The 24,220-nt window shown below is 59.5% G+C and carries 22 protein-coding genes and 1 pseudogene; 9 read left to right on the top strand and 14 right to left on the bottom strand.

Annotation, left to right across the window (positions count from 1 at the left end; translation table 11 throughout):
* Positions 1–38 precede the first annotated feature (38 nt).
* The gene (locus SLW75_RS14225) at positions 39–1,136 is read right to left on the bottom strand and encodes an ABC transporter ATP-binding protein (protein WP_192135144.1); all 1,098 of its coding nucleotides are present in this window, start codon (positions 1,134–1,136) and stop codon (positions 39–41) included.
* The gene (gene argF / locus SLW75_RS14220) at positions 1,133–2,053 is read right to left on the bottom strand and encodes an ornithine carbamoyltransferase (RefSeq protein WP_065992546.1); all 921 of its coding nucleotides are present in this window, start codon (positions 2,051–2,053) and stop codon (positions 1,133–1,135) included. The genes SLW75_RS14225 and argF overlap by 4 nt, the downstream gene beginning before the upstream one ends.
* Before the next feature lie 449 nt (positions 2,054–2,502).
* Between argF and SLW75_RS14215 the strand changes: the two genes are divergently transcribed.
* From SLW75_RS14215 to grxD, 3 genes are all read left to right on the top strand, one after another.
* On the top strand, positions 2,503–2,805 hold the full coding sequence (locus SLW75_RS14215) for a hypothetical protein (RefSeq protein ID WP_065992547.1): 303 nt from the start codon (positions 2,503–2,505) through the stop codon (positions 2,803–2,805).
* A gap of 146 nt (positions 2,806–2,951) precedes the next feature.
* The gene (locus SLW75_RS14210; protein ID WP_410934761.1) at positions 2,952–5,060 is read left to right on the top strand and encodes a molybdopterin oxidoreductase family protein; all 2,109 of its coding nucleotides are present in this window, start codon (positions 2,952–2,954) and stop codon (positions 5,058–5,060) included.
* Positions 5,061–5,167: 107 nt separating this feature from the next.
* Entirely contained in the window at positions 5,168–5,497 is a 330-nt protein-coding gene (gene grxD / locus SLW75_RS14205) for a Grx4 family monothiol glutaredoxin (protein WP_065992552.1), read from the top strand.
* 86 nt (positions 5,498–5,583) lie between these two features.
* Here grxD and bfr read toward each other — a convergent pair whose 3' ends face one another.
* The 4 genes from bfr to pyrC form a co-directional block, all read right to left on the bottom strand.
* Entirely contained in the window at positions 5,584–6,060 is a 477-nt protein-coding gene (gene bfr / locus SLW75_RS14200) for a bacterioferritin (protein WP_065992554.1), read from the bottom strand.
* 200 nt (positions 6,061–6,260) lie between these two features.
* Positions 6,261–6,479, bottom strand: coding sequence for a bacterioferritin-associated ferredoxin (locus SLW75_RS14195; RefSeq protein ID WP_065992556.1), 219 nt, complete (start codon positions 6,477–6,479; stop codon positions 6,261–6,263).
* A gap of 689 nt (positions 6,480–7,168) precedes the next feature.
* Positions 7,169–7,846 carry a ribonuclease T gene (gene rnt, locus SLW75_RS14190; protein WP_410934760.1) on the bottom strand — a complete coding sequence of 226 codons (678 nt, stop codon included), beginning with the start codon at positions 7,844–7,846 and terminating at the stop codon, positions 7,169–7,171.
* Complete coding sequence (gene pyrC, locus SLW75_RS14185; protein WP_065992558.1) at positions 7,843–8,889, bottom strand: dihydroorotase; 1,047 nt, start codon at positions 8,887–8,889, stop codon at positions 7,843–7,845. The genes rnt and pyrC overlap by 4 nt, the downstream gene beginning before the upstream one ends.
* 144 nt (positions 8,890–9,033) lie before the next feature.
* On the opposite strand from pyrC, the gene SLW75_RS14180 reads away from it, so the two are divergent.
* Complete coding sequence (locus SLW75_RS14180; protein ID WP_410934759.1) at positions 9,034–10,020, top strand: flagellar protein MotY; 987 nt, start codon at positions 9,034–9,036, stop codon at positions 10,018–10,020.
* Between the two features lie 130 nt (positions 10,021–10,150).
* Positions 10,151–11,368, top strand: a complete 1,218-nt coding sequence (locus tag SLW75_RS14175; RefSeq protein ID WP_065992560.1) for an argininosuccinate synthase — start codon at positions 10,151–10,153, stop codon at positions 11,366–11,368.
* Between the two features lie 169 nt (positions 11,369–11,537).
* Here the strand turns inward: SLW75_RS14175 and SLW75_RS14170 are convergent, their stop codons facing one another.
* Entirely contained in the window at positions 11,538–12,092 is a 555-nt protein-coding gene (locus tag SLW75_RS14170) for a hypothetical protein (protein WP_065992562.1), read from the bottom strand.
* Between the two features lie 1,149 nt (positions 12,093–13,241).
* Here SLW75_RS14170 and SLW75_RS14165 point away from each other — a divergent pair.
* Positions 13,242–13,868, top strand: coding sequence for a response regulator transcription factor (locus tag SLW75_RS14165; RefSeq protein WP_037012286.1), 627 nt, complete (start codon positions 13,242–13,244; stop codon positions 13,866–13,868).
* 102 nt (positions 13,869–13,970) lie between these two features.
* Here SLW75_RS14165 and SLW75_RS14160 read toward each other — a convergent pair whose 3' ends face one another.
* The 4 genes and pseudogenes from SLW75_RS14160 to metG all read right to left on the bottom strand — a co-directional run bounded on the left by SLW75_RS14160 (position 13,971) and on the right by metG (position 17,864).
* Entirely contained in the window at positions 13,971–14,153 is a 183-nt protein-coding gene (locus tag SLW75_RS14160) for a PA3496 family putative envelope integrity protein (RefSeq protein ID WP_065992563.1), read from the bottom strand.
* 105 nt (positions 14,154–14,258) lie between these two features.
* Positions 14,259–14,897: an endonuclease III gene (gene nth, locus SLW75_RS14155; protein ID WP_410934758.1), complete on the bottom strand. Its 639-nt coding sequence runs from the start codon at positions 14,895–14,897 to the stop codon at positions 14,259–14,261.
* A gap of 20 nt (positions 14,898–14,917) precedes the next feature.
* Positions 14,918–15,748: pseudogene (gene rsxB / locus SLW75_RS14150) on the bottom strand (electron transport complex subunit RsxB); the annotation flags it as partial.
* Between the two features lie 67 nt (positions 15,749–15,815).
* The gene (gene metG / locus SLW75_RS14145; RefSeq protein ID WP_065992565.1) at positions 15,816–17,864 is read right to left on the bottom strand and encodes a methionine--tRNA ligase; all 2,049 of its coding nucleotides are present in this window, start codon (positions 17,862–17,864) and stop codon (positions 15,816–15,818) included.
* Between the two features lie 183 nt (positions 17,865–18,047).
* On the opposite strand from metG, the gene apbC reads away from it, so the two are divergent.
* Positions 18,048–19,142, top strand: a complete 1,095-nt coding sequence (apbC, locus tag SLW75_RS14140) for an iron-sulfur cluster carrier protein ApbC (protein ID WP_296310250.1) — start codon at positions 18,048–18,050, stop codon at positions 19,140–19,142.
* A gap of 164 nt (positions 19,143–19,306) precedes the next feature.
* Here the strand turns inward: apbC and SLW75_RS14135 are convergent, their stop codons facing one another.
* On the bottom strand, positions 19,307–19,516 hold the full coding sequence (locus tag SLW75_RS14135; protein ID WP_002554837.1) for a cold-shock protein: 210 nt from the start codon (positions 19,514–19,516) through the stop codon (positions 19,307–19,309).
* Between the two features lie 310 nt (positions 19,517–19,826).
* On the opposite strand from SLW75_RS14135, the gene dcd reads away from it, so the two are divergent.
* Positions 19,827–20,393: a dCTP deaminase gene (dcd, locus tag SLW75_RS14130; protein WP_002554836.1), complete on the top strand. Its 567-nt coding sequence runs from the start codon at positions 19,827–19,829 to the stop codon at positions 20,391–20,393.
* Between the two features lie 109 nt (positions 20,394–20,502).
* On the top strand, positions 20,503–20,721 hold the full coding sequence (locus SLW75_RS14125) for a hypothetical protein (RefSeq protein ID WP_065992572.1): 219 nt from the start codon (positions 20,503–20,505) through the stop codon (positions 20,719–20,721).
* Positions 20,722–20,845: 124 nt separating this feature from the next.
* On the opposite strand, the gene pdeM is transcribed toward SLW75_RS14125, so the two are convergent.
* Positions 20,846–21,502, bottom strand: coding sequence for a ligase-associated DNA damage response endonuclease PdeM (gene pdeM, locus SLW75_RS14120; RefSeq protein ID WP_410934757.1), 657 nt, complete (start codon positions 21,500–21,502; stop codon positions 20,846–20,848).
* Positions 21,499–23,991: a ligase-associated DNA damage response DEXH box helicase gene (locus SLW75_RS14115; RefSeq protein ID WP_410934756.1), complete on the bottom strand. Its 2,493-nt coding sequence runs from the start codon at positions 23,989–23,991 to the stop codon at positions 21,499–21,501. Before SLW75_RS14115 ends, pdeM begins: the two co-directional genes overlap by 4 nt.
* Positions 23,992–24,220 lie beyond the last annotated feature (229 nt).

Here is a 24,220-nt window from a genome sequence, read left to right as displayed (position 1 = left end):
TATCGGGCTGAAAGTGCCTGGTCGAGAACGACAGGCCCTCAGATCACCACGTCCCGATGCACCGGAACGCTCCGATGCACCGGCACGCTGCCCGAGGCCGGAAACAGCACCAGATGCTCGGCTGACACCGTGAAGCCGACCTGATCACCGGCGCGCAGATCCACATGGCTGGGGAACAACGCCTCCAGTTGCGTGCCCGTCGGCAACTGCAGGCGGTACAGGGTCGCCGCGCCCTGAAAATTCAGGCTCGCCACGCGGGCCTTTATCGGGCCGTCGGGCGCATAAACAATGTCATCAGGGCGCAGCAGGACATCCATCGGAGTGCCTGGCGCGCCGGCATAGGCGCGATTGCCGCGCAGCACACCCAACTCGGTCTGCACCGATTCGGCATCGATCAGTTGCCCGCGAATGAAATAACCCTGACCGACGAAACTGGCGACATAAGGCGTCGCCGGCTCGTGATAGAGGTTGTAGGGCGTATCCCACTGCTCCAGCCGCCCGTCTTTGAACACGCCGACGTGGTCGCTTACGGCAAAAGCCTCTTCCTGGTCGTGGGTCACCAGGATCGCGCTGGTGCCCCGGGCCTTGAGAATGTCGCGCACCTCATGGCTCAGGCGCCGTCGCAACTCGCCATCCAGGTTCGAAAACGGTTCATCGAGCAGCAGCAACTGCGGCTCAGGGGCAAGTGCGCGGGCCAGCGCCACACGCTGCTGCTGTCCACCGGAAAGCTCATGGGGATGACGCGTGCCCAGCGCGCCGAGATTGACCAGCTCCAGCATTTCCTGAACCACCTGCTTCTGGCGCGGATGATTGCGGATGCCGAAGGCGATGTTGTCGGCCACGGTGAGGTGGGGGAACAGGGCATAGTCCTGAAACACCATGCCGATCCGGCGCTTCTCCGGGGCCAGGGTAAACCCGGGTCGGGAAATGACGTTACCCGCCAGGGTGATCTCGCCCTTGTGCACCGGTTCGAAACCGGCGATGGCGCGCAAGGTAGTGGTCTTGCCGCAGCCGGAGGAACCCAACAGGCAACCGATGTCGCCGGCGTTCAGGTGCAGATTGAGGTGCTGCACCACGCGTTGGTCCTGATAACCGCAGGCGAGGTCATGCAGCGTCAGCAGCAGGGGCTGACTCATGGGGCAGCGAAGGCAGGAGCGACGAGGAATTCCAGCAGGGCTTTTTGCGCATGCAGCCGGTTCTCCGCCTGATCCCACGCCACCGAGCGCGGGTCATCCAGCAGGTCCTCGCTGATCTCTTCACCACGGTGCGCCGGCAGGCAGTGCATGAAAATCACATCGTCAGCAGCGCGGTCGAGCATCTCGCGAGTGACCTGGAAAGGTTTGAACAGGGCCAGACGCTTGGCGGCTTCTTCTTCCTGACCCATGGACGTCCACACATCGGTTGAGACCAGGTGCGCGCCTTTCACCGCTTCGTGGGGATCGCGGATCAATGTCACGCGATCGCCCGCCAGAGCCAGGTAATGCGCGCTGGGTTCGTAGCCTTCCGGACACGCAACACGCAACTGAAAGTCGAACTGAATCGCGGCTTCTATATAGCTGTTGCACATGTTGTTGCCATCGCCGATCCACGCCACGGTCTTGCCCTGAATGGAGCCGCGGTGTTCGAGGAACGTTTGCATGTCGGCCAGCAACTGGCAGGGGTGAAGGTCATCGGACAGGCCGTTGATCACCGGTACGCGGGAATGGGCGGCGAATTCGGTGAGGTTGCTGTGGGCGAAGGTGCGGATCATCACCGCATCGACCATCCGCGACATGACCCGTGCGCCATCGGCAATCGGCTCGCCACGGCCCAGCTGGGTGTCCCGAGGGGAGAGGAAGATGGCCTGGCCGCCCAGCTGGATCATCCCGGCTTCGAACGAGACACGGGTCCGGGTCGAGGATTTTTCGAAGATCATTGCCAGGATGCGGCCCTTCAATGGCTCGAAGAGCACGCCTCGATTTCGCAGGTCCTTCAGCTCAACGCCGCGACGAATCACCCCGACCAGCTCAGCGGGGGTGTAGTCCATCATCGAGAGAAAGTGCCTTGCGCTCATCATTAACTACCTTGTCTGCAACAGACCGCAGATCCTCAAAGCCGGGTTTTTCGGAAAAACGGGCGAGACCTGCGGCGAAAGCCGCACGGGGCGACGAATAGGGAAGGCGCGAGGGTATAAGAAAATGTCGCCTGATGCCAAGGCCCGCCGTGACGGAAAATCGTCGTCGGACGTTCGGTAGCCTGAAAGCGGCGTTCGCAGGACGCATTTCATGTAACGAAGTGCTACAGTCATGTTTCTGCGCAGGCCATTCGCCATCGCATTAGTCCTGATCAGACAGCTCGCTTGTAACGCTCTTTGGCGTCGCCGCGATTACTGCCTGATTCGTAACAGTCGCAAACCACTGTGCAGCCTTATGCGACATGCTTCACGCCGCGGAGACCCGGACGTTTCCTAAACCATCGGCGTGGGTTATAAAGGCGGCTTATGTCCTCCAAAAGAGGTGGGGAATGGATTCAAAAGAGCAACAACTGACGGAACTACTCGGGCTTACGGCTCGAACCCTTACGCACCTCACGGCGTCCATGACGTCGATGTCGTTCGAACTGATGCGCAGCGAAGACGAAGTGACCCGTTCTGCGGGGCGCCGGATGATCGATCGCATGGCAACCATCAGCGCCGGACTCGACGAACACTGGCGGCTGATCGGCGAACTCACCGGCATCCAGGTGTCTCAGGAACAGATCGAAACGGTTCATGAGGTCCAGATGCAGCGCAAGGTGGTTACACCTATCGGTGGCTCTGCTTCCTGAGTGACACTTCTTTCATCGGGTGAGCTATCGGCTCGCCTGATGCTGCCCGATTCACGGCGCTGACATTTCTGGCGCATCGCCCGGACAGGTCCCATAGTTTTGTATCCGCGATCGGCTGATCGCCCTACAAAAACTCGAGACTGGCGATGACCAAGACTCTCCACCACCGTGCCTGTCACCTGTGCGAGGCGATTTGCGGCCTCACCCTCGAAACCACCCTGCTGGACGATGCCAGCACCCTGATTACCTCCATAAAGGGTGATGCGCAGGACACCTTCAGTCGCGGGCACATCTGCCCCAAAGCCGTCGCGCTGCAAGACATCCAGAATGACCCCGATCGGCTCCGGCAGCCCATGCAGCGTATTAGCAACGACTGGCAGCCGATCGAGTGGCAGGCCGCGTTTGATCTGATCGCCGAGCGCCTGGCCGGCATTCAGGCGCGTCATGGGCAAAACGCGGTGGCGGTCTATCAGGGTAACCCCAGCGTGCATAACTATGGGCTGATGACCCACAGCAATTATTTTCTCGGGCTGCTGAAAACCCGTAACCGCTACTCCGCAACCTCCGTGGACCAGTTGCCACACCACCTGACCAGTCATTTGATGTACGGCCACGGCCTGCTGCTGCCCATCGCCGACATTGACCACACCGATTTCATGCTCATCCTCGGCGGTAATCCGCTGGCGTCCAACGGCAGCATCATGACCGTGCCCGACGTCGAGAAGCGTCTGAAGGCGATCCAGGCCCGCGGCGGCAAAGTCGTTGTGGTCGATCCGCGCCGCAGCGAAACCGCAGCAATAGCCGACCAGCACCTGTTTATCCGCCCGGGAGGGGATGCGGCGTTTCTGTTCGGCTTGTTGCACACCTTGTTTGCAGAAGGCCTGACCCGCGACAGCCATCTTGCCGTGGATGGCCTGGAGGACGTCCGCGCGGCCGTCAGCGAGATGACCGCCGACGCCATGAGCCCTCGATGCGGCGTGCCTGCCGAGCAGATCAGGCAGCTCGCACGGGACTTCGCCGCCGCCGAACGCGGCGTGTGCTACGGGCGCATGGGCATTTCCACCCAGGCTTTTGGCACGCTGTGCCACTGGCTGGTGCAACTGATCAACCTGGTCACCGGCAATCTCGATCGGCCAGGCGGTGCGCTGTGCACCGAGCCGGCGCTGGACTTGGTGGCATCGACCTCCGGCGGCAGCTTCAATCGCTGGCAGAGCCGCGTCTCGCAACTGCCGGAATACGGCGGCGAGCTGCCGGTTTCTGCGCTGGCCGAGGAAATGCTGACCCCGGGGGAGGGGCAGATCAAGGCGCTGATTACCGTGGCGGGCAACCCGGTGTTGTCGACACCGAACGGCCGTCAGCTTGACACCGCCCTTGAAGGGCTGGAGTTCATGGTCAGCGTCGATTTGTACATCAACGAAACCACACGGCACGCGGACCTCATCCTGCCGTCGACGTCTGCGCTGGAAAATGACCACTACGACACCACGTTCAACATGTTCGCCGTGCGCAACGTCACCCGGTTCAACCGTGCGATTCTTGCCAAGCCCGAGGGAGCGCTGCACGACTGGGAAATCTTCGTCGGCCTCGCCCAGGCGTTCGCACTGAAAACCGGGCGCGAATTGAAACCGACGATGCCGCCTGCGCAGATGGTCGATCGCGGTCTGCGGGCCGGGCTGTATGGTGATGCTTCGCCGCTCAAATTGTCGCTGGAGACACTCGCGCAGTACCCCCACGGCCTGGACCTGGGGCCGCTCAAGCCCAACCTTGCCAAGCGTCTTAAAACCTTCAACCAGCGGGTACAGGCCGCCCCGCCCGTGATTCTCGCTGACCTGGCCCGTTTTGCCGGGGAGCCTTCGCCCCAGGCCGGTGGCCTGATGCTCATCGGTCGGCGCCACGTTCGCAGCAATAATTCATGGATGCACAACTTCCATCGTCTGGTGAAAGGCAAACCGCGGCATCAGTTGTTGATGCACCCCGACGACTTGCTCAGCCGAGGGTTGATGGACGGACAGCGGGTCAGGGTCAGTTCGCGGGTAGGCGTCATTGAGGTAGAAGTGATGGGCAGCATCGAGATGATGCCCGGCGTCGTAAGCCTGCCCCACGGCTGGGGCCACGGTCGTCCGGGCGTGAGAATGGACATCGCGACGGCTCAGCCAGGTGAAAGCGCGAATGACCTGACTGACGAGCGGGCGCTGGATGGCATTTCCGGGAACGCAGTGCTGAACGGGGTGCCGGTTACGGTTGCGGCGGCATGACGGTCATGGGGGCGGTCAAGGCCAAGACCGAGCGTTATGCTCGGGAATCGTTTAGAATGCGCCACCGTGTCGACACATACAGTCGTAAAGTTTAGCCGAGGTGCTCCATGGATATTATCGAAACGATCAAAGACCAGATTGCCAGCAACACCGTTCTGCTCTACATGAAAGGTGCTCCGAATGCCCCGCAGTGTGGCTTTTCGGCCAAGGCTTCTCAGGCACTGATGGCGTGTGGCGAAAAGTTCGCGTACGTCGATATCCTGCAGAACCCGGAAATCCGCGCCAACCTGCCAAAGTACGCCAACTGGCCAACCTTCCCCCAGCTGTGGGTCGGTGGTGAGCTGGTCGGCGGTAGCGACATCATCACTGAGATGCAGGCTGACGGTTCGCTGCAGAAACTGGTGAAAGATGCTGTTGCGAAAAACGCCACTGCCTGATTTTCGGCAGTCGTAAAAAAGCCCCGCTCTCTGCCGAGACGCGGGGCTTTTTATTGGGCGGTCTTGTTGGGAGGCAGGGACGAGAATCAGTCCTCTTCGCCCATCTGAGACTGCAGGTAGTTCTCGATGCCGACCTTGTCGATCAGGCCCAGCTGGGTTTCCAGCCAGTCGATGTGTTCTTCTTCCGATTCCAGAATGTCTTCCAGCATCTCGCGGCTGCCGAAGTCACCGACGGTTTCGCAGTGGGCGATGGCGGCTTTCAGATCGGCGTGGCCCTTGCGCTCGATGCGCAGGTCACACTCCAGCATTTCCTTGGTGTGTTCGCCGATCAGGATCTTGCCCAGGTCTTGCAGGTTCGGGAGGCCTTCCAGAAACAGGATGCGCTTGATCAGTTTGTCAGCGTGTTTCATCTCGTCGATGGATTCGTGGTACTCGTGTTTGCCCAACTTGTTCAGGCCCCAGTCTTCGTACATGCGCGCATGCAGAAAATACTGATTGATCGCGACCAGCTCGTTACCGAGGATCTTGTTGAGATGCTGGATGACTGTGATGTCGCCTTTCATGATCGGGTCCTGTCGAAGGTATAGGTAATACAGGCGGCAAGTCTGAGCCCCCTCTATAACTCTGTCAAACCTAAGTTATTGAATAATAAGTGAAAATAAATAGGAATAAGAATGTTTGTGTTCCGCATCTTGTCGCTAAGCGATTGAATTAAAGGCATAAAAAAACCGGACAGTGTCCGGTTTTGTTTGAATGCGATTATTCAGGCAGCTGAAAATTCTGCAGGATAGGCGAGGGCGGCGTGGCTGGTTTGCAGCTCGGTCAGGGTTTCACGCACCACTTCCTTGGCCAGGCAGGCACATTTCCCACACTTGCTGGCGACACCGAGGGTCTCGCGGACGTCACGATAGCTGCAGCATCCTTCCATGATTGCTTCACGGATTTGTCCGTCGGTAACACCTTGGCAGAGGCAGACATACATATAAGAAACCGTCGCTGAGTGATTGGCTCAATGCGATGGATACTAATGTTAATGAGAATGCTTGTCAAAACTACTCAGGCTTGTTCGCGTGGCTACCGATGAGTGGTCAGCTGCTGCGATAGGCATGATCGCTTGCGAGGGTTGTGTGTATATCCATTATCGGTGGTGGTGCTGATTAAGGTTCCGCCCTTACGGCGGGTCACTTTTTCCAACAGCCGAAAAAGTAACCAAAAAGGCCCTGCTCCTGGTTGGGTTCCTCCTTCGTCGGAATACCTTCACTCCGGTCTCGCTCCGTGGGCCCGCGCCGAACGGACATCCATGTCCTGACGGCGCTCTCGCCGCATCCATGCGGCTCGACCCACTCCGCGAGACCTGCGTTCAGCCTGCACCCAAGTCGCGTTCTGCGGTGACTGAGCCTTTCGCGCAAGAAGATCAAAAGCGGATCAAGAGCAGATCAAGAGCTTCCCGACTGAAGCCGATCCCACGGGTTGTACGCGATGTGCTTTTTAGTGGGACCGGCTTTAGCCGGGAAGGGGCCTGACATCGAGGGGACTGATTTATTTACAACGCTTCACCGTAAATTAATCTGTCCCCGGCTATCCACAGCGCAATCACCAGCCGGAAATCCCACCCCAAAAAAAACCGGCCACTTGGGCCGGTTCATTCATTCATTGCGCAGCAACATCGACTCAGTCGTTGAAGTCGTGCCAGCCGCCCATTTCTTTCCAGCGGTTGACGATGCCGCAGAACAGCTCGGCAGTCTTCTCGGTGTCGTAACGGGCCGAGTGGGCCTCGCGACCGTCGAAATCGATGTCCGCCGACTGGCAGGCTTTGGCCAGGACAGTCTGGCCGTACGCCAGGCCCGCCAGCGTCGCGGTGTCGAAGCTGGAGAACGGGTGAAACGGATTGCGCTTCATGTCCAGCCGCGCGACCGCTGCGTTGAGAAAGCCCAGGTCGAAGCTGGCGTTGTGGCCGACCAGGATCGCACGCTTGCAGCCGTTGGCTTTCAGCGCCTTGCGGATGCGGCGGAAGATGTCCGTCAGCGCGGTTTCTTCACTCACGGCCATGCGCAGCGGGTGATCCAGCTTGATGCCGGTGAACTCCAGCGCCGCCGCTTCCACGTTGGCGCCCTCGAACGGTTCGACGCGGAAGAAATAGGTGTGGTCCGGGAAGACAAAGCCTTTCTCGTCCATGCCGATGGTGGTGGCGGCGATCTCCAGCAACGCATCAGTGGCGCAATTGAACCCGCCAGTTTCTACGTCAACGACAACGGGCAGGTAACCGCGAAAACGGGCAGCCATCGGGTGCCGGGAGCCAGTGCCGCCGCCGGAGCCTTCTTGCTCGTCTTCGTAATGATCTTCACTCACGCGTGTTCCTCCAGCAGGCGCCAGCGCAGTTTTTCACCGGCGCGCAGCGGGATAACAGAAAGCTCGCCAAACGGCAGGCTGGCGGGGGCCGTCCACTCGTCGCGAACCAGGGTAATGGTGTCGGTGTTGGTCGGCAGGCCATAGAACGCCGGGCCGTGCAAACTGGCGAAGCCTTCCAGCTTGTCCAGCGCGTTGCGTGATTCGAACGCCTCGGCGTAAAGCTCGATGGCGGCGAATGCGGTGTAGCAGCCGGCACAACCGCACGCCGCTTCTTTCGCGTGCTGCGCGTGGGGCGCGGAGTCCGTACCGAGGAAGAACTTGCTGCTGCCGCTGGTGGCGGCATCGAGCAGGGCAACCTGGTGGGTGTTGCGCTTGAGAATCGGCAGGCAATAGAAGTGAGGGCGAATGCCGCCGACCAGCATATGGTTGCGGTTGTACAGCAAATGGTGGGCAGTGATGGTCGCGCCCACATTGGCCGAAGCTTCATTGACGAACTGCACGGCGTCGGCGGTGGTGATGTGTTCGAACACCACTTTCAGCGTCGGAAAACGCTCGACGACACGTCGCATGTGCTCGTCGATGAAAATCTTTTCACGGTCGAACACGTCGATGTCGCCGCGGGTCACTTCGCCGTGGATGAGCAGCGGCAAGCCCACCTCAGCCATCGCCTCGAGCACCGGGAAGATCTTGTCGACGCTGGTGACACCGGAATCGGAATTGGTCGTGGCGCCTGCCGGGTACAACTTGGCGGCATACACGAAGCCACTGGCCTTCGCGGCGCGAATCTCTTCGGGCTGCGTCAGGTCAGTGAGGTAAAGCACCATGAGCGGCTCGAAGCGGCTGCCTTGTGGACGTGCAGCGAGGATGCGCTGACGATAGGCGTCCGCTTGCTCCGCGTTGCGTACCGGGGGCACGAGGTTCGGCATGATGATCGCGCGGCCAAAGGTGCGCGCTACGTCGGCGACGGTGTGGGGCAAAACAGCGCCATCTCGAAGATGGATATGCCAGTCGTCGGGGCGCAGGAGGGTCAGGCGTTCGGACATTGGGGATTCCAGGCGGGTCAAACTCGCTGGGAATGCTACCGGAAAAGACTCCTCCAGGCACTCGCTATCAAGTTTTGCGGGAAGTTACCGATAGCCACGTGTAAGTCATAAATCTTGTTACACGTGAATTTAGTGGAGCCTCCCGTGCGCCAGCGATATCTAGCCCTGCTCAGCGCGTTTGCCAGCCTGCCGGCCGTGGCGCTCACCTTCCAGACGCGTCTGGAGAATATTGAGTGGAAGGTGGAAGGCGACCAGTTCGAGTGCAGACTGACTCAACCGATCGCCGATTTCGGTGCGGGCGAGTTCGTGCGACGCGCGGGCGAGCAACCGACGTTTCGGCTGAAGGCAAATGGCTACAGCCTTTCGTCCGGCTCGGCCACGTTGATTGCCGCGGCGGCGCCGTGGCAGCCGGGTCGCGGAGATCTCAATCTTGGCGCAGTGAAAGTCGGCAACGGCGAGATTCCTTTCAATACCAACCAGGCCCAGGCCACGCGGCTGATCGCGGGTTTGATGGAAGGTCGCAGCCCGATGATTCGTCACACCCTGCGAGATGGCGGCGGCGCGATGGAAGTCAGGCTGTTGCCGGTCAAATTCAGCAAAGCCTATGGTGACTTCCAGGTCTGTACCGCGAAGCTGTTGCCGATGAATTTCGAGCAAGTGCGGCAGTCCGAGATCGGTTTCCCGGGTGGCGGCATCGAGCTGGACGCTACGGCCAGGCGCAAGCTGGACACTGTGCTGGCTTATATGAAGGCTGATCCGACGGTCAATCACGTCGAACTGGACGGCCACTCCGATAACAGCGGCAACCGGTTGACCAACCGCGATCTGTCGCGGCGTCGAGCGCTGTCCGTCATGGACTACCTCAAGGCCCAGGGCATTCCGGAAGAACAGATCACCCTGCGCTTCCACGGCGAGCAGTACCCGCTGGCGCCCAACACCAACAACGCCAACCGCGCGCGCAACCGTCGGGTGAACATTCACCTGGAGCGAGTGGCGCAGCAGACCCCGGCCGTGCCGCCATCCGCTGCACCTGCGCCGACGCCGGCCCCACTGCCTGCACCTGCCGCCACGCCAACCCCAGGCGCTGCGCCCGCCACAGCGGCAAGTGCGGCCCCCGCCAAGGCCTCTTGACGATGGGCAGCGAAGTCGTCTGACTGACAGAATCTGTCGCTTTGTCGTCAGAAGCTGTCGCGACACTGTAAATTCCCGCGCGTGAACGGTAAACTCGTCGGTTTTCCGTACAACGCGTTGGAGTGATTGCATGGCGGACGTAAACAAGGTAGTTCTCGCGTATTCCGGTGGCCTGGATACTTCGGTAATCCTCAAGTGGCTGCAAGATACGTACAACTGCGAGGTGGTGACCTTCACCGCTGACCTGGGTCAGGGCGAAGAAGTCGAGCCAGCACGCGCCAAGGCGCAAGCCATGGGCGTCAAAGAAATCTACATCGATGACCTGCGCGAAGAGTTCGTGCGTGATTTCGTGTTCCCGATGTTTCGCGCCAACACCGTCTACGAAGGCGAGTACCTGTTGGGTACTTCCATCGCACGTCCCCTGATCGCCAAACGACTCATCGAAATCGCCAACGAAACCGGCGCTGACGCCATTTCCCACGGCGCTACCGGCAAGGGCAACGACCAGGTTCGTTTCGAATTGGGCGCCTATGCGCTCAAGCCTGGCGTGAAAGTGATCGCGCCATGGCGTGAGTGGGACCTGCTGTCCCGCGAGAAGCTCATGGACTACGCCGAGAAGCACGCGATCCCGATCGAGCGCCACGGCAAGAAAAAATCCCCGTACTCGATGGACGCCAACCTGCTGCACATCTCCTATGAAGGCGGCGTGCTGGAAGACACCTGGACCGAACACGAAGAAGACATGTGGCGGTGGACAGTGTCGCCGGAAAACGCGCCGGACAAGCCGCAGTATCTGGAGCTGACCTATCGCAACGGCGACATCGTGGCGCTGGACGGTGTTGAGATGACCCCGGCCACCGTCCTTGCCACCTTGAACCGCATCGGCGGCGAGCACGGCATTGGTCGTCTGGACATCGTCGAGAACCGCTACGTCGGCATGAAGTCCCGCGGCTGCTACGAGACCCCGGGCGGCACCATCATGCTGCGTGGTCACCGTGCGATCGAGTCGATCACCCTGGACCGCGAAGTCGCTCACCTCAAAGATGAGCTGATGCCCAAGTACGCCAGCCTGATTTACACCGGCTACTGGTGGAGCCCTGAGCGTCTTATGCTGCAACAGATGATCGATGCGTCGCAGGCCCACGTGAATGGTGTCGTGCGCCTGAAGCTTTATAAGGGCAACGTGATCGTGACCGGTCGCAAGTCCGACGAGTCGCTGTTCGATGCGAACATCGCGACGTTTGAGGAAGACGGCGGCGCGTACAACCAGGCAGATGCGGCGGGCTTCATCAAGCTCAACGCATTGCGCATGCGCATTGCAGCGAACAAGGGCCGCAAGTTGTTCTGATCGCTGTCGTGATTGATGTGCAGCCCTGCTCAGGGCTGCACTCATTACATCTGTCCTCCCTGTGCTACTGGCCATTCATTCGACACTCTTTCCGCCCCCACGCTGGCCGGTTATTGCCTCGTTTTACAGGCGCTAAAAGACCTGCTCTCGCTGTGCGTTATCTCATTCGTCATGTTGGCAAATCTGTCTCCTCGCCAGCGGTTTTCTCAGCCGTATCCCCCTGCGAAGTTGTCCGAAACTCAAAACGATAGGCTTTGCCAATGTCCCGGATATCGCGTACCCCGACGCCCAGTAGTTGAGCGATTTCAGGAACGGTGTAGCCCAGCGCCGAGTAATGCATGGCGTGTCCGGCAATGGCGTCGTCCAGGGTTACCGGCTCTCTTTGCCGGGACGTGCGTGATCGGCGAACAGGCTGGCAATAGCGGATCTTCAGACCGTTCTCGCTGGCCAGGCGCTTGATGTCCTTCTGGTTCATGCGCAGCGAGTACTGCAGCGCCGCGACCCCTGCTCCTTTGGCCACTAGCCCCTTGAGCAGATCGACCTTGGTGCACAGCTCCGCTTCCGGATCGGCGTCCCGGGTTTGCCGGGACGATTCGGTCTCCCGCGACTCTCCTTCTGCAATGACGTTAATAACGCCGCCTTGGGAAACGTAGCGCTCTACCGCTTCCGCCAGCTTGAGAGGGTCGCTGCTTGCGCCAATGGGGTATTTAATTTTCTTGGTCATGGTAGGTTCCTTTGAACATATCAACTAAACAGCCTGCACTGTCGGGACGTTCACGCTTAAGAACGTTTAAACACTGAATGCTTTATTCATGCCGAAGAGTGGCCTGCGCACGGACCGCTGGCAAAAGAAGCCCCCGCCTTTATATGCGCAATAATCTTGTATTGTGATAAGAGCCACTAACTAACAGTGGGTTGAACCATTCGCTCATCAAAAAGTAACGACTGGTAATAGGTTTGGCAAGTAAAAAGCCAAAAAAAGGGCGGTTTGTTTTTTAACGCCATTGGGTGAAGTTCTTGGCGGTAATAATAGTCCGTTAGTTATGTAGTATTTTTCTGGAATGACGTGAGGGTGCTGGATGTTATGTGTCGAATAGTATTACGTGGAAGGCGGGCGAGCCCCTTTTTTTAAAAGCGGGTGATGTGATCCAGTCGTTATTGAATTGAGTCGCAGGGTTTGGAGGTGGTTAAGCGCTGTAACTTTCCAGGCTGCTCCGTGTCCACGTCCCGGGTAAGAATAGTTGAAAGTTGATTCGGGCTGTTCAGACATTTCTGAACCCGTTGTAGGCTCTTTCGAGTATTTATATGTAATGAAACTCGTCGAACCCGCGTGTGTAAGTTAACCAAGTGTGTGCGGTCGCCGACGCCTCGCCGGGCCTGCAATATTTTATGATTTTTGTTTGCTGGCGGCCCGGTAAGATGGGCATATGCTGAAGTCATAACACTCGTGGTGAACGGGCTGTCACCCGGTGGCCAGAAGCCGTGTTTTAAAGAGGAATCTCATTTTTCCGGGCGTCACGGATGGCCCTGGCTTTCCGCACATCCAAACTGGTCGGTGGAGCAACCAAATCGTGGATCAACCTTAGGACAAACCGAGCTATCAACCTGCAGTCATATAGGCAGAAATGCTTAGGGAGTTCAGGATTCAAAAATTACCACTTGCGGTCTTCGGAATTATGCGGTCACGTACTGAGACGGGATTGAACATCGTAAAAAATAGAGCGGATAGGGCAGGTTTTGTAGGATTTTTCTGTTGGTTGAGTGAGAAAGGTCTTTGCCTGCTGGTCTGCAGGGAGGAGCGCCATGCAAAGCACTAAACGACTAAGCTATTGTGCGGGCTCTGAAAATTCGAACAGCGAAGAATGGACTGCTCATGAATAAAGTGTTGATCGTGGATGATCACCCTGTCATTAGGCTCGCCGTACGCATGTTGATGGAACGTCATGGCTACGAAGTCATTGCCGAGACGGATAACGGCGTGGATGCGTTACAACTGGCGCGCGAGCACTTGCCGGACATTGTCATTCTGGACATCGGTATCCCCAAGCTGGATGGTCTGGAGGTCATCGCCCGATTGTCGGCGATGACGCTGGCCTTCAAAGTGCTGATCCTGACCTCCCAGGCGCCCGGGCATTTTTCAATGCGCTGCATGCAGGCGGGGGCGGCGGGGTATGTCTGCAAACAGCAGGATTTGACCGAATTGCTCAGCGCCATCAAGGCGGTGTTGTCCGGTTACAGTTACTTCCCCAATCAGGCGCTGCACACGGTGCGCTCCAGTCTCGGCAATGCCAGTGAGGCGGAGATGGTGGATCGACTGTCGGGTAGGGAAATGATGGTGTTGCAGCAGTTGGCCCGCGGCAAGACCAACAAGGAAATCGCTGACGGCATGTTCCTGAGCAACAAGACTGTCAGCACGTACAAGACGCGTCTGTTGCTCAAACTCAATGCGCACTCGCTGGTTGACCTTATCGAGCTCGCCCAACGTAACGGCCTCGTTTGATGGCCGAGGAACAACGGTGCTTCAAGGCGGCGTTTTCAGACCCTGTATTCTGCCCAAGCCTCTCGAGGGAGAGGCCTTCAGGCAGAGCGTTTCAAGGAGCGATCAGAAATCGAAATCGTAGTCTGCAAGCTGCCGTTGCAGACGACGCTCTTCCAGCAGGTTATCGATGGTGCGGCGCTTGCTGAGGTTGGTCTTGGCGGTCTCTACCGGTACGGGCAGGACTTCTTCCGGCTCTTCGATGACGAAGTCGTCGTCCACTTCGATGGTGTCTTTTTCATCGCTCATGATTCAGCCTCAGGCGTGAACAGTCGTTGGCGCTCCTTATAGCGACAAACCCCGCGCGGGTAAAAAAGATTTTTTTAATCGATCAAAGCCTTGGGACGCTATCGTTCAATCGTCAGAGGTCTTTGCCTTGTACTCGCACAAGTCCTCGATCCGGCAGCTGCCACACCGAGGCTTGCGCGCAATGCACACGTAACGGCCGTGAAGGATCAGCCAGTGGTGCGCATCCATGAGGTAACCCCTGGGCACGAACTTCATCAGCTTGTTTTCAACTTCCACGACATTCTTCCCGGGTGCGATGCCGGTACGGTTGCTGACGCGGAAGATGTGCGTATCGACCGCCATTGCCAACTGGCGGAACGCAGTATTCAGGACCACGTTCGCGGTCTTGCGGCCAACGCCGGGGAGGGCTTCGAGGGCCTCCCGGGTTTGCGGCACCTCCCCTCCGTGCAGTTCAACCAGCAGGCGACACGTCTCGATCACGTTTCGCGCCTTGCTGTTGTACAGGCCGATGGTCCTGATATAGGCAGACAAACCCTCGACGCCCAACGCGTAAATCGCCTCAGGCGTATTGGCCGCGGGATATAGACGCGCCGTGGCCTTGTTGACGCTGACATCGGTCGCCTGTGCCGAGAGAATCACGGCGATCAGGAGCTCGAACGGTGTGGAGTAGGCCAGTTCCGTTTTAGGATCGGGGTTGTCTTCGTGCAAACGACGAAAGATCTCAAGGCGTTTGGCGGCGTTCATGGGGTAGGCGTTTCCTGAGAAGACGGTGCCGAAGGCGTCGGATCCTGCAATTGGGCGAGCGCGTGCTCTGCCTCGTCAAGGCCGCGCTGCAACTGCACGAGTTGTGCGGCTTGTTCGGCAATGGGCGGGTGACCAAAGGCTTTCAGCGACTTCAGCAATTGTGCTCTGCTCATCGCGACCTGGGCGCGTGCCTGTTTCAACGCCGCATCGCCACCCGCTGAAGGTCTTGAGCGAATTCGGGCCAGCGCGGCTTGCGCCGGGTCTGGCTGGGGAACGGCAAGTGTGACAGTCCGCGGCTGGCGAGCCTGGCGTTCGGCCTGCCGTCGCTGCTCATCGCGCTGCAGGCGAGCGGAGCGCGCATCAAAGCGTTGCCGTGCGCGACTGCGTTTGACGGCCCTGACCGACCGCTGGGCGTCGTCCATTGCACAATCGCCAATGAAAGGAATCGCGGTCATCGGCAGCGGCAGCATGTCGATGCAGTCGACCGGGCAGGGGGCAACGCACAGGTCACAGCCGGTGCATTCCTCAACGATGACGGTGTGCATCAGCTTGGCAGCGCCGACGATCGCGTCCACCGGGCAGGCCTGAATGCATTTGGTGCAGCCGATGCACTCGGCCTCGCGAATAAACGCAACCTGCGCCGGCGCGCTGCCGCGTTCGATGTCCAGTTGCAGGACTGGCACGTTCAGCAGTCGAGCCAGTGCCCCGATGGTCTCGTCGCCACCGGGTGGACATTTATTGATGGCTTCGCCGGCCGCAATGCCTTCAGCGTAGGGCTGGCAACCCGGATGGCCGCATTTCCCACACTGGGTTTGTGGCAGCAAGGCGTCGATGCGCTGAATCAGGCTCATGCTTGGACCCGATCGACGACCCGAGCGGGCCGTCGATAATGTGCAGAATGTGGCGGTTCGGGGCGGGTTACTTGATGCGCTGACCGGGCTTGGCGCCGCTGTCAGGGCTCAGCAGGTAAATCTCTTCACCGCCAGGACCCGCAGCCATCACCATCCCTTCGGAGATACCGAAGCGCATTTTCCGCGGCTTCAGGTTGGCGATCATCATGGTCAACCGACCCTCCAGCTCTGCCGGGTTCGGGTAAGCGCTCTTGATGCCGGAGAAGACGTTGCGCTTCTCGTCGCCGATATCCAGCGTCAGGCGCAGCAGCTTGTCGGCGCCTTCGACGTGCTCGGCTTTTTCGATCAGCGCGACCCGCAGGTCAATCGCCGCGAACGCATCAAAGTCGATCTCCGGGGAGAGCGGGTCTTTCGTCAGTTCGCCATTGCCCTGTGGTGCCGCACCAGTGTCAGTGGCGCTGGCGGCCAGGTCTTCTTTCGATGCGTCGGTCATGGCTTCCACTTTTACAGGGTCGATGCGGGTCATCAGGGGCTGGAACGGGTTGAGCTGATGATTGCTCAACAGCGTCTGGTGGTCATCCCAGGTCAGTGGCGCAACGTTGAGGAATTGCTCGGCGTCTGCGGCCAGATTCGGCAATACAGGCTTGAGGAAGATCACCAACTGACGGAACAGATTGATGCCCAGTGCGCAGATCGCCTGGACCTCGTCCTGCTTGCCTTCCTGCTTGGCCAGCGACCAGGGCGCCTTGTCTGCAATCCAGGCGTTGGCGCGGTCGGCCAGGGCCATGATTTCGCGCATTGCACGGGCAAAGTCACGTGCCTCGTAGGCATCGGCAATGCTTGGCGCTGCGGCATGAAAAGCGTCGGTCAGCTCGGGCTCTGCGTTGCCCGCCACCAGCAAACCTGCGTTGCCTTTCTGAATGAAGCCCGCGCAACGACTGGCGATGTTAACCACCTTGCCGATCAGGTCAGAGTTGACCTTCTGCACGAAGTCCTCAAGGTTCAGGTCAAGATCGTCGACGCCACGGCCCAGCTTGGCGGCGTAGTAGTAACGCAGGTACTCCGGCGACAGGTGCTCAAGGTACGTACGCGCCTTGATGAAAGTGCCGCGGGATTTCGACATCTTCTGGCCGTTGACGGTCAGGTAGCCGTGCACGTTGATGCCGGTAGGCTTGCGGAATCCCGAACCTTCGAGCATCGCTGGCCAGAACAGCGCATGGAAGTTGACGATGTCTTTGCCAATGAAGTGGTAAAGCTCGGTCGTCGAATCCTTGCGCCAGAAGGCATCGAAGTCCAGTTCCGGGCGACGCGCGCAGAGGTTCTTGAAGCTCGCCATGTAGCCGATGGGAGCATCCAGCCACACGTAGAAATACTTGCCCGGCTCGTCGGGGATCTCGAAGCCGAAATACGGCGCATCGCGGGAGATGTCCCACTGCTGCAGGCCGGAATCGAGCCATTCGGCGATCTTGTTGGCAACGGCGTCCTGCAACGTCCCGCTTCGCGTCCAGCTCTTGAGCATGGCGTCGAATGCCGGCAGGTCGAAGAAAAAGTGCTTGGAGTCCCGGAGCACCGGGGTTGCACCGGAAATCGCCGACTTCGGATCTTTCAGGTCAGTCGGGGCGTAGGTGGCGCCGCACTTTTCACAGTTGTCGCCGTACTGGTCTTCAGTGCCGCATTTCGGGCAGGTGCCTTTGATGAAGCGGTCGGCCAGGAACATTTTCTTTTCCGGGTCGAAATATTGCGTCACGGAGCGCGTGGCGATGTGGCCGGCGTCGCGAAGGCGTTTGTAGATCTCGCTCGACAGCTCACGGTTTTCATCAGCGTGGGTGGAGTGGAAGTTGTCGAAATCCACCAGGAAGTCAGCGAAGTCGGCGCTGTGCTCGGCCTGCACGTTGGCGATCAACTGCTCGGGCGTAATGCCTTCTTTCTCGGCGCGCAGCATGATGGCCGAACCATGGGCGTCGTCCGCACACACGTAAATGCACTGGTTGCCACGGTGCTTTTGAAAGCGCACCCACATGTCGGTCTGGATGTACTCGAGCATGTGGCCAAGGTGAATGGAACCATTGGCATAGGGCAGGGCGCTGGTGACGAGAATCTTGCGTGGCTCGGACATTGGGCTCGGCTACTTGAAGTGAAACGGAGGTCGGCCACTATAAAGGCCTGAGCGTTTTTTTTCATCCCGCGCTGCATGTCGGAATCTGCCAATGTGCTTGAAAGGAAACGTCGTTGCGTTCTTTATCGGGCATACAAGGTAGGATGGCCGCCTGTTTTAGTCAGTCTTTATAGGGAGTCACCCATGAGCGCTGTCAATCGCGCAACGGTGGAAGCCGTCCTTCGCCAGTACACCGATCCTTACTTGAATCAGGACCCGGTCAGCGCCGGGTGTGTCCGCGCCATCGAGATCGAAGGCGACCGCGTGAGTGTCCAGCTGGAACTGGGTTACGCCGCCGCGCTGTTCCAGAACGGCTGGGCACAGATGCTGCAGATGGCGATTGAAGGGCTGGATGGGGTCGCCTCGGCCAGTGTCCGGATCGCCTCGGTCATTCATCCCCACAAAGCCCTCGGCCAGATCCCCGGCCTGGCCAATGTGAAGAACATTGTGGCCGTTGCGTCCGGCAAAGGCGGCGTCGGTAAATCCACGACGGCGGCGAATCTGGCGTTGGCGCTGTCCCGAGAAGGCGCGCGCGTCGGCATTCTTGACGCCGATATCTACGGCCCGAGCCAGGGGGTCATGTTCGGCATCGCCGAAGGCACCCGTCCCAGGATCAAGGATCAGAAGTGGTTCGTGCCGATCGAGGCCCATGGCATCGAAGTGATGTCCATGGCGTTTCTGACCGACGACAACACGCCGATGGTCTGGCGAGGGCCGATGGTGTCGGGGGCACTGCTGCAGCTGGTGACTCAGACCGCCTGGAATGATCTGGATTACCTGGTCATCGATATGCCGCCTGGCACCGGTGATATTCAGCTGACCCTCGCGCAGAAAGTGCCGGTCGCGGGCGCAGTGATCGTCACGACCCCGCAGGACCTTGCATTGCTGGACGCGAAGAAAGGCGTGGAGATGTTCCGCAAGGTCAATATCCCGGTGCTGGGTGTCGTCGAGAACATGGCCGTGCATATCTGCTCGAACTGCGGCCATGCCGAGCATCTGTTTGGCGAAGGCGGAGGGGAAAAGCTGGCGACGCAATATGGCGTCGAGCTGCTGGCCTCGCTGCCGCTGTCCATGTTGATTCGAGAGCAGGCCGATGGCGGCAAGCCGACGGCGATTGCCGAGCCCGAGAGCCAGATTGCGATGGTGTACCAGGAGCTGGCGCGTCATGTCGGCGCGCGTATTGTGTTGCAGGAAGCTGCGAGTGCGCAGATGCCGAACATCTCTGTGAGCGACGACTGATCCGCTGAAGCTGAAAGCTGGAGGCGCGATGTGCCGGACGATCGGCATGTCGCGTTAGCAAGAGGCGAGGTAGGGGGCAGCGGGGATGTGCAGCAGTAGCCTTTATGCAGGCGTAAAAAAACCCCGCTTTTGAGGGCGGGGTCTTTTAAGCGAATCAGTGCAAGTTAGATAACTTGAACTTCTTCAGCTTGCATGCCTTTCTGACCGCGGGTAGCGATGAAAGAGACCTGTTGGCCTTCTTTCAGGCTTTTGAAGCCGTCAGATTGGATAGCTTTGAAGTGAACGAACAGGTCGTCACCTGATTGTGGAGTGATGAAGCCGAAGCCTTTTTCATCGTTGAACCACTTAACGGTACCAGTTTGGCGATTAGACATGGTGTATCTCCTTGGACAAAGTTAACTGCGACTCAGGAAATGCCCTGGCCGAGACTGAGTGCAAAGAGCAGGAAAAATTCTTGGAGATGGTTGGATCGAAATTCAACATCGTGTAGATATTCTCAGTGACACAAGCAACACAGTGGGGCCACCTTACCCCTTTTTCCGGAATGTGCAAAGGGTCTGTCCGAGATTTTTTCTTGAGGTGGCTCAACGACCTTAATGCGCACGGCGCGCAATCTTTGAACCCGGGGCGTTCGACCGGTAAGATGCCGGACATCTTTTTCACCTCGCTATTCAGGACACCGCCATGAGCATCAAATCGGACAAGTGGATTCGCCGCATGGCGCAGGAACACGGCATGATCGAGCCGTTCGTGGAGCGTCAGGTGCGCGGCGAAGGCGCTGATCGGGTGATCTCTTTCGGTGTCTCCAGCTATGGCTACGACGTGCGTTGCGCCGACGAATTCAAGGTGTTCACCAACATCAATTCGGCCACCGTCGACCCTAAGAATTTCGATGAAAAAAGTTTTGTAGACATCAAAAGCGACGTTTGCATCATCCCGCCGAACTCGTTTGCGCTGGCACGCACCGTCGAATATTTCCGTATTCCTCGCAATGTTCTGACCATTTGCCTCGGCAAGAGCACCTACGCGCGCTGCGGCATCATCGTCAACGTCACGCCCCTCGAGCCGGAATGGGAAGGCCACGTGACCCTGGAATTCTCCAACACCACCACGCTGCCGGCGAAGATCTACGCCAACGAAGGCGTTGCCCAGATGCTGTTCCTGGAGTCCGACGAAGAGTGTGAGGTGTCCTACAAGGACCGTGGTGGCAAGTACCAAGGCCAACGCGGTGTAACGCTGCCCCGCACGTAATCACGCCATTTGTCAGCCCGTTACTGAATTTGTCTCGGAATTCGCACTCTATTGACTGAACTGTTCCCATCCGCACCATGCGGGTGGGGCCAACGCTCAGGAGTGCCCTATGAAGAGACACATCAACACCAGCAGCAATGAAACCGACCCGAGTCCCAATCAGGTTGGGTTGCTGGCTTGGTCGCTGTTAGCGCATCCACACCTCAATAACATGGTCGCCGGGGGTATTCCCGGGCAGCCGAATCCTGACACCCCGGACTTTGAGCAACCCTTAGAGCCGGGCGTGCCGACCATTCCGGACGAGCCACCGCCTGCACCGGTCGCTTGATTCAGCTCCCGCCGTTGCCTGGGCATCGGCGGGAACCTCCTGTCTTCTGCCAACTCAGTCGCGCCCACTTGGTTCGACCCGGTAAGTCACCAGAGCGTGCCTCGTCGATTGTTCGGCTTGGTGTTCAAACCGCCTCCCATACCGCCCCATCCCCCACCACGTAAACCCTGCTGTTTTCCGCCCGCTCGATGTTCATGCCGCCTGTAAACGCGCCAAACGCCGGCAGCAGACTCACGCGTGGCAATACGTAGAAACACGGCAACCGCAAGCGCTGTCGTCCTCGTCCGTACAGCCGGTAGGCAGGATGTACATGGCCCGCTAAAACATGAAAGTCAGGGTGTGGGTCGGGTTCGTGCTGAAGCGCATACGGCCCCATGAACATCGGTTCCTCGACGATGTCCATGCGCAATTCCGGGGGTGGGTCGCCGGCACGCTTGTCATGGTTACCCCGAATCAGAGTGATCGCCAGACCATGATGTTTGTCGCGCCATGCCTGAATGGCCGACAGCGTGCCAGTCGCGTGGGATTCCGGAGCGTGAAGAAAGTCCCCCAGAAAGATCAACCGGTCGCAGTCATAGCTCGCCAGCAGTGCATCCAGGCGCTGAAGGTTATCGTCGGTGGTGCCGTGGGGCACTGGCTGACCCAACCGTCGGTAGGCAGCAGCCTTGCCAAAGTGAGCGTCGGCAATCAACAGCGCCCGCTCGGCCGGGTAGTAGATCGCTTTGTCCGCCAGTAACCACAACTCTGCACCTGCCAGCTGAATCGACAGATACGGCCTCACGTCATGACCTCAGGCCCGGCGGCTTTCTCGAGATCGCTGACCATCCGTGCGATACGGTCGGAGAGTTTTTCGGTGCTGAGGCTTTCGCGCATGCGTTCTACCAGCAGCGGGAAGGCCAGCGGGGTGGGGCGTTTGATCACGTGCAAATCCAGGGTTCGATTGTTGATACGGCTCAGGGTTTGTTCGAGACGGGCCACGTCCAGCTCCTGCCGCAACACTTCCTCTTGAGCTTGCGTCAGCAGCAGGTTGCCGGCGTCGTATTGTTTGAATACTTCGAAGAACAATCCGCTCGACGCCTGGAGCTGTCGGTTGCTCTTCGGCGCGCCGGGGTAGCCGGAGAACACCAGCCCGGCGATACGGGCAATTTCGCGGAAACGGCGCAGCGCCAGTTCGCCGGCGTTCAGGCTGGCAATGATATCGGCCAATAGCTCGTCTTCGGAGAACAGCTGGGTCGTCAGGCGCTCGCTCCAGTCGATCGGGGTGGCGCTGAGCAGCTCGAAGCCGTAGTCGTTCACGGCGATGGAGAAGGTCAGTGGCGTGTCGCGGCTCAGTCGCCACGCCAGCAGGCTCGCCAGCCCCAAGTGCACATGGCGCCCGGCGAAGGGATAAAGAAACAGATGCCAGCCTTCGCGGGACTTCAAGACTTCCGCCAGCAGCGTGTCCTTGCGTGGCAAGGCTGACCATTGCCGCTGCACTTCCAGCAGCGGGCTGACGATGTGCATCTCGGGGCTGCTGAAATCGCCCCGGGCAGCGGCATCGAATTTTTCGACAACGGCGTCTGCCAGTTCGTTGGAGAGCGGCATCCGTCCGCCATTCCAGCGTGGGACGGCGGCTTTTTTGCCCGTAGCCTTTTTCACGTACGCGGTCATGTTCTCCACGCGCACCAGTTCCAGCAGCCGACCGCTGAACAGAAACCCGTCTCCGGGTTTCAAGCGAGCGATGAAGCCCTCTTCGACGCTGCCGAGCGATCCACCTCCGCCGCCCTTGCTCCAGTACTTCACGTTGATGCTGGCTTCGCTGACGATGGTGCCCACGCTCATGCGGTGGCGGCGGGCCAGGCGGGCATCGGGGACGCGCCAGATGCCGTCTTCGTCAGGCTCGACGCGTCGATAATCAGGGTAGGCCGTCAGTGACAGGCCGCCGTAGCGCACGAAAGCCAGTGCCCACTCCCACTCCTCGTCGGTGAGGTCGCGATAGGCCCAGGCGGTGCGAACTTCGGCCAGTAGCGCGTCGGGCATAAAGCCGCCACCGAGGGCCATGCTCACCAGATGTTGCACGAGGACATCCAGCGGTTTGTAGGGTGATTCCCGGGGTTCGATCAGACGCGCGTTGACGGCGTCGCGGGCAGCGGCGGCTTCTACCAGCTCCAGGCTATGGGTCGGCACCAGCGTGACCCGTGACGGGCGGCCCGGCGCGTGGCCCGAGCGTCCCGCACGCTGCATCAGCCGCGCGACGCCCTTGGCCGAACCGATTTGCAGTACGCGCTCGACTGGCAGAAAATCCACGCCTAAATCGAGACTGGAGGTGCAGACCACAGCTTTCAGGTGGCCTTCTTTCAGCGCGCGTTCAACCCAGTCGCGGACCTCACGGGACAGCGAGCCGTGGTGCAGCGCGATCAACCCGGCCCAGTCCGGGCGGGCTTCCAGCAGCGCTTGATACCAGACTTCCGACTGTGCCCGTGTATTGGTGAACAGCAGGCAACTGGAACTGCTGTCGACCTCGGCCAGCACCTGCGGCAGCATGCGCAGCCCCATATGTCCGGCCCAGGGGAAGCGTTCGATGGAGGGCGGCAGCAACGTGTCGACGATCAACTTTTTGACCACTTTGCCATGGACGGTGGTGCCGTGGTCGCCCACCAGCACCTGTTGCGCGTGGGCTTGATTGCCGAGGGTCGCGGAAAGGCCCCAGATCACCAGTTCAGGATTCCACTGACGCAGCCGGGCCAGGGCCAGTTGCAGCTGAATGCCACGCTTGTTGCCGATCAGCTCGTGCCATTCATCGACCACGACCATCTTCAGCGTCGACATCGTCGCCTGGGCATCGGCGCGAGTCAGCAGCAGCGTCAGGCTCTCCGGCGTGGTGATCAGCGCGGACGGCAGGCGCCGGCCCTGTTTGGCTCGCTCGCTGCTGCTGGTGTCGCCAGTGCGCAAGCCAACACTCCACGGGATCTGTAAATCCTGCAGCGGGCCTTCCAGTGCGCGGGCGGTGTCGGCGGCGAGGGCGCGCATGGGCGTGATCCACAGCACGCTCAGGGGAGCGGCGACGGGCTTGCGCTTGCGCGGCTTCTGCTCGATAGGTTCGGGTGCAGGCCGGGCGAACTGGTTGAGGGCGGCGAACCACACCGAGTAGGTCTTGCCCGCGCCCGTGCTGGCGTGCAGCAAACCCGACTCGCCGCGAGCGACGGCGGCCCAGACTTCTTTCTGGAAGGGGAAGGGTTTCCAGCCACGCTCGGCAAACCAGCGCTTGGCGAAATTGACGGCTTTTGGCATGCGCAGGCTCTGGGAAGGGGTTAAGTCAGAGACCGCTCAGAGCGTGGAATAGTTTGATGGAATATCCGTTTGGATCGGTTTGGGAGCGGGCTACGCGTTGGCAAGGCTTGACTGCATACTTGTGGCAGCGAGCTTGCTCGCGAAGAGGCCAGTACAGCCAAAGAATCTCTGGTGGCTGAACCATAGCCTTCGCGAGCAAGGTGGAACGCCACCCCGGTCGCTCCCACAA

The organism is Pseudomonas sp. W5-01 (assembly GCF_046540435.1).
GTDB lineage: Bacteria > Pseudomonadota > Gammaproteobacteria > Pseudomonadales > Pseudomonadaceae > Aquipseudomonas > Aquipseudomonas graminis_B.
The sequence above is the reverse complement of the archived record's forward strand: the minus strand, read 5'-3'. Positions and strand labels throughout refer to the sequence as shown.

Bases quoted from the DNA above. Each gene is read 5' to 3' on its own strand.
- SLW75_RS14160 (WP_065992563.1), bottom strand. From the start codon at position 14,153: ATGAGCGATGAAAAAGACACCATCGAAGTGGACGACGACTTCGTCATC.
- SLW75_RS14215 (WP_065992547.1), top strand. From the start codon at position 2,503: ATGGATTCAAAAGAGCAACAACTGACGGAACTACTCGGGCTTACGGCT.
- SLW75_RS14175 (WP_065992560.1), top strand. From the start codon at position 10,151: ATGGCGGACGTAAACAAGGTAGTTCTCGCGTATTCCGGTGGCCTGGAT.
- dcd (WP_002554836.1), top strand. From the start codon at position 19,827: ATGAGCATCAAATCGGACAAGTGGATTCGCCGCATGGCGCAGGAACAC.
- SLW75_RS14225 (WP_192135144.1), bottom strand. From the start codon at position 1,136: ATGAGTCAGCCCCTGCTGCTGACGCTGCATGACCTCGCCTGCGGTTAT.
- SLW75_RS14125 (WP_065992572.1), top strand. From the start codon at position 20,503: ATGAAGAGACACATCAACACCAGCAGCAATGAAACCGACCCGAGTCCC.
- bfr (WP_065992554.1), bottom strand. From the start codon at position 6,060: ATGAAAGGCGACATCACAGTCATCCAGCATCTCAACAAGATCCTCGGT.
- SLW75_RS14115 (WP_410934756.1), bottom strand. From the start codon at position 23,991: ATGCCAAAAGCCGTCAATTTCGCCAAGCGCTGGTTTGCCGAGCGTGGC.
- metG (WP_065992565.1), bottom strand. From the start codon at position 17,864: ATGTCCGAGCCACGCAAGATTCTCGTCACCAGCGCCCTGCCCTATGCC.
- pyrC (WP_065992558.1), bottom strand. From the start codon at position 8,889: ATGTCCGAACGCCTGACCCTCCTGCGCCCCGACGACTGGCATATCCAT.
- SLW75_RS14170 (WP_065992562.1), bottom strand. From the start codon at position 12,092: ATGACCAAGAAAATTAAATACCCCATTGGCGCAAGCAGCGACCCTCTC.
- nth (WP_410934758.1), bottom strand. From the start codon at position 14,897: ATGAACGCCGCCAAACGCCTTGAGATCTTTCGTCGTTTGCACGAAGAC.
- apbC (WP_296310250.1), top strand. From the start codon at position 18,048: ATGAGCGCTGTCAATCGCGCAACGGTGGAAGCCGTCCTTCGCCAGTAC.
- SLW75_RS14210 (WP_410934761.1), top strand. From the start codon at position 2,952: ATGACCAAGACTCTCCACCACCGTGCCTGTCACCTGTGCGAGGCGATT.
- grxD (WP_065992552.1), top strand. From the start codon at position 5,168: ATGGATATTATCGAAACGATCAAAGACCAGATTGCCAGCAACACCGTT.
- SLW75_RS14135 (WP_002554837.1), bottom strand. From the start codon at position 19,516: ATGTCTAATCGCCAAACTGGTACCGTTAAGTGGTTCAACGATGAAAAA.
- SLW75_RS14195 (WP_065992556.1), bottom strand. From the start codon at position 6,479: ATGTATGTCTGCCTCTGCCAAGGTGTTACCGACGGACAAATCCGTGAA.
- argF (WP_065992546.1), bottom strand. From the start codon at position 2,053: ATGAGCGCAAGGCACTTTCTCTCGATGATGGACTACACCCCCGCTGAG.
- SLW75_RS14165 (WP_037012286.1), top strand. From the start codon at position 13,242: ATGAATAAAGTGTTGATCGTGGATGATCACCCTGTCATTAGGCTCGCC.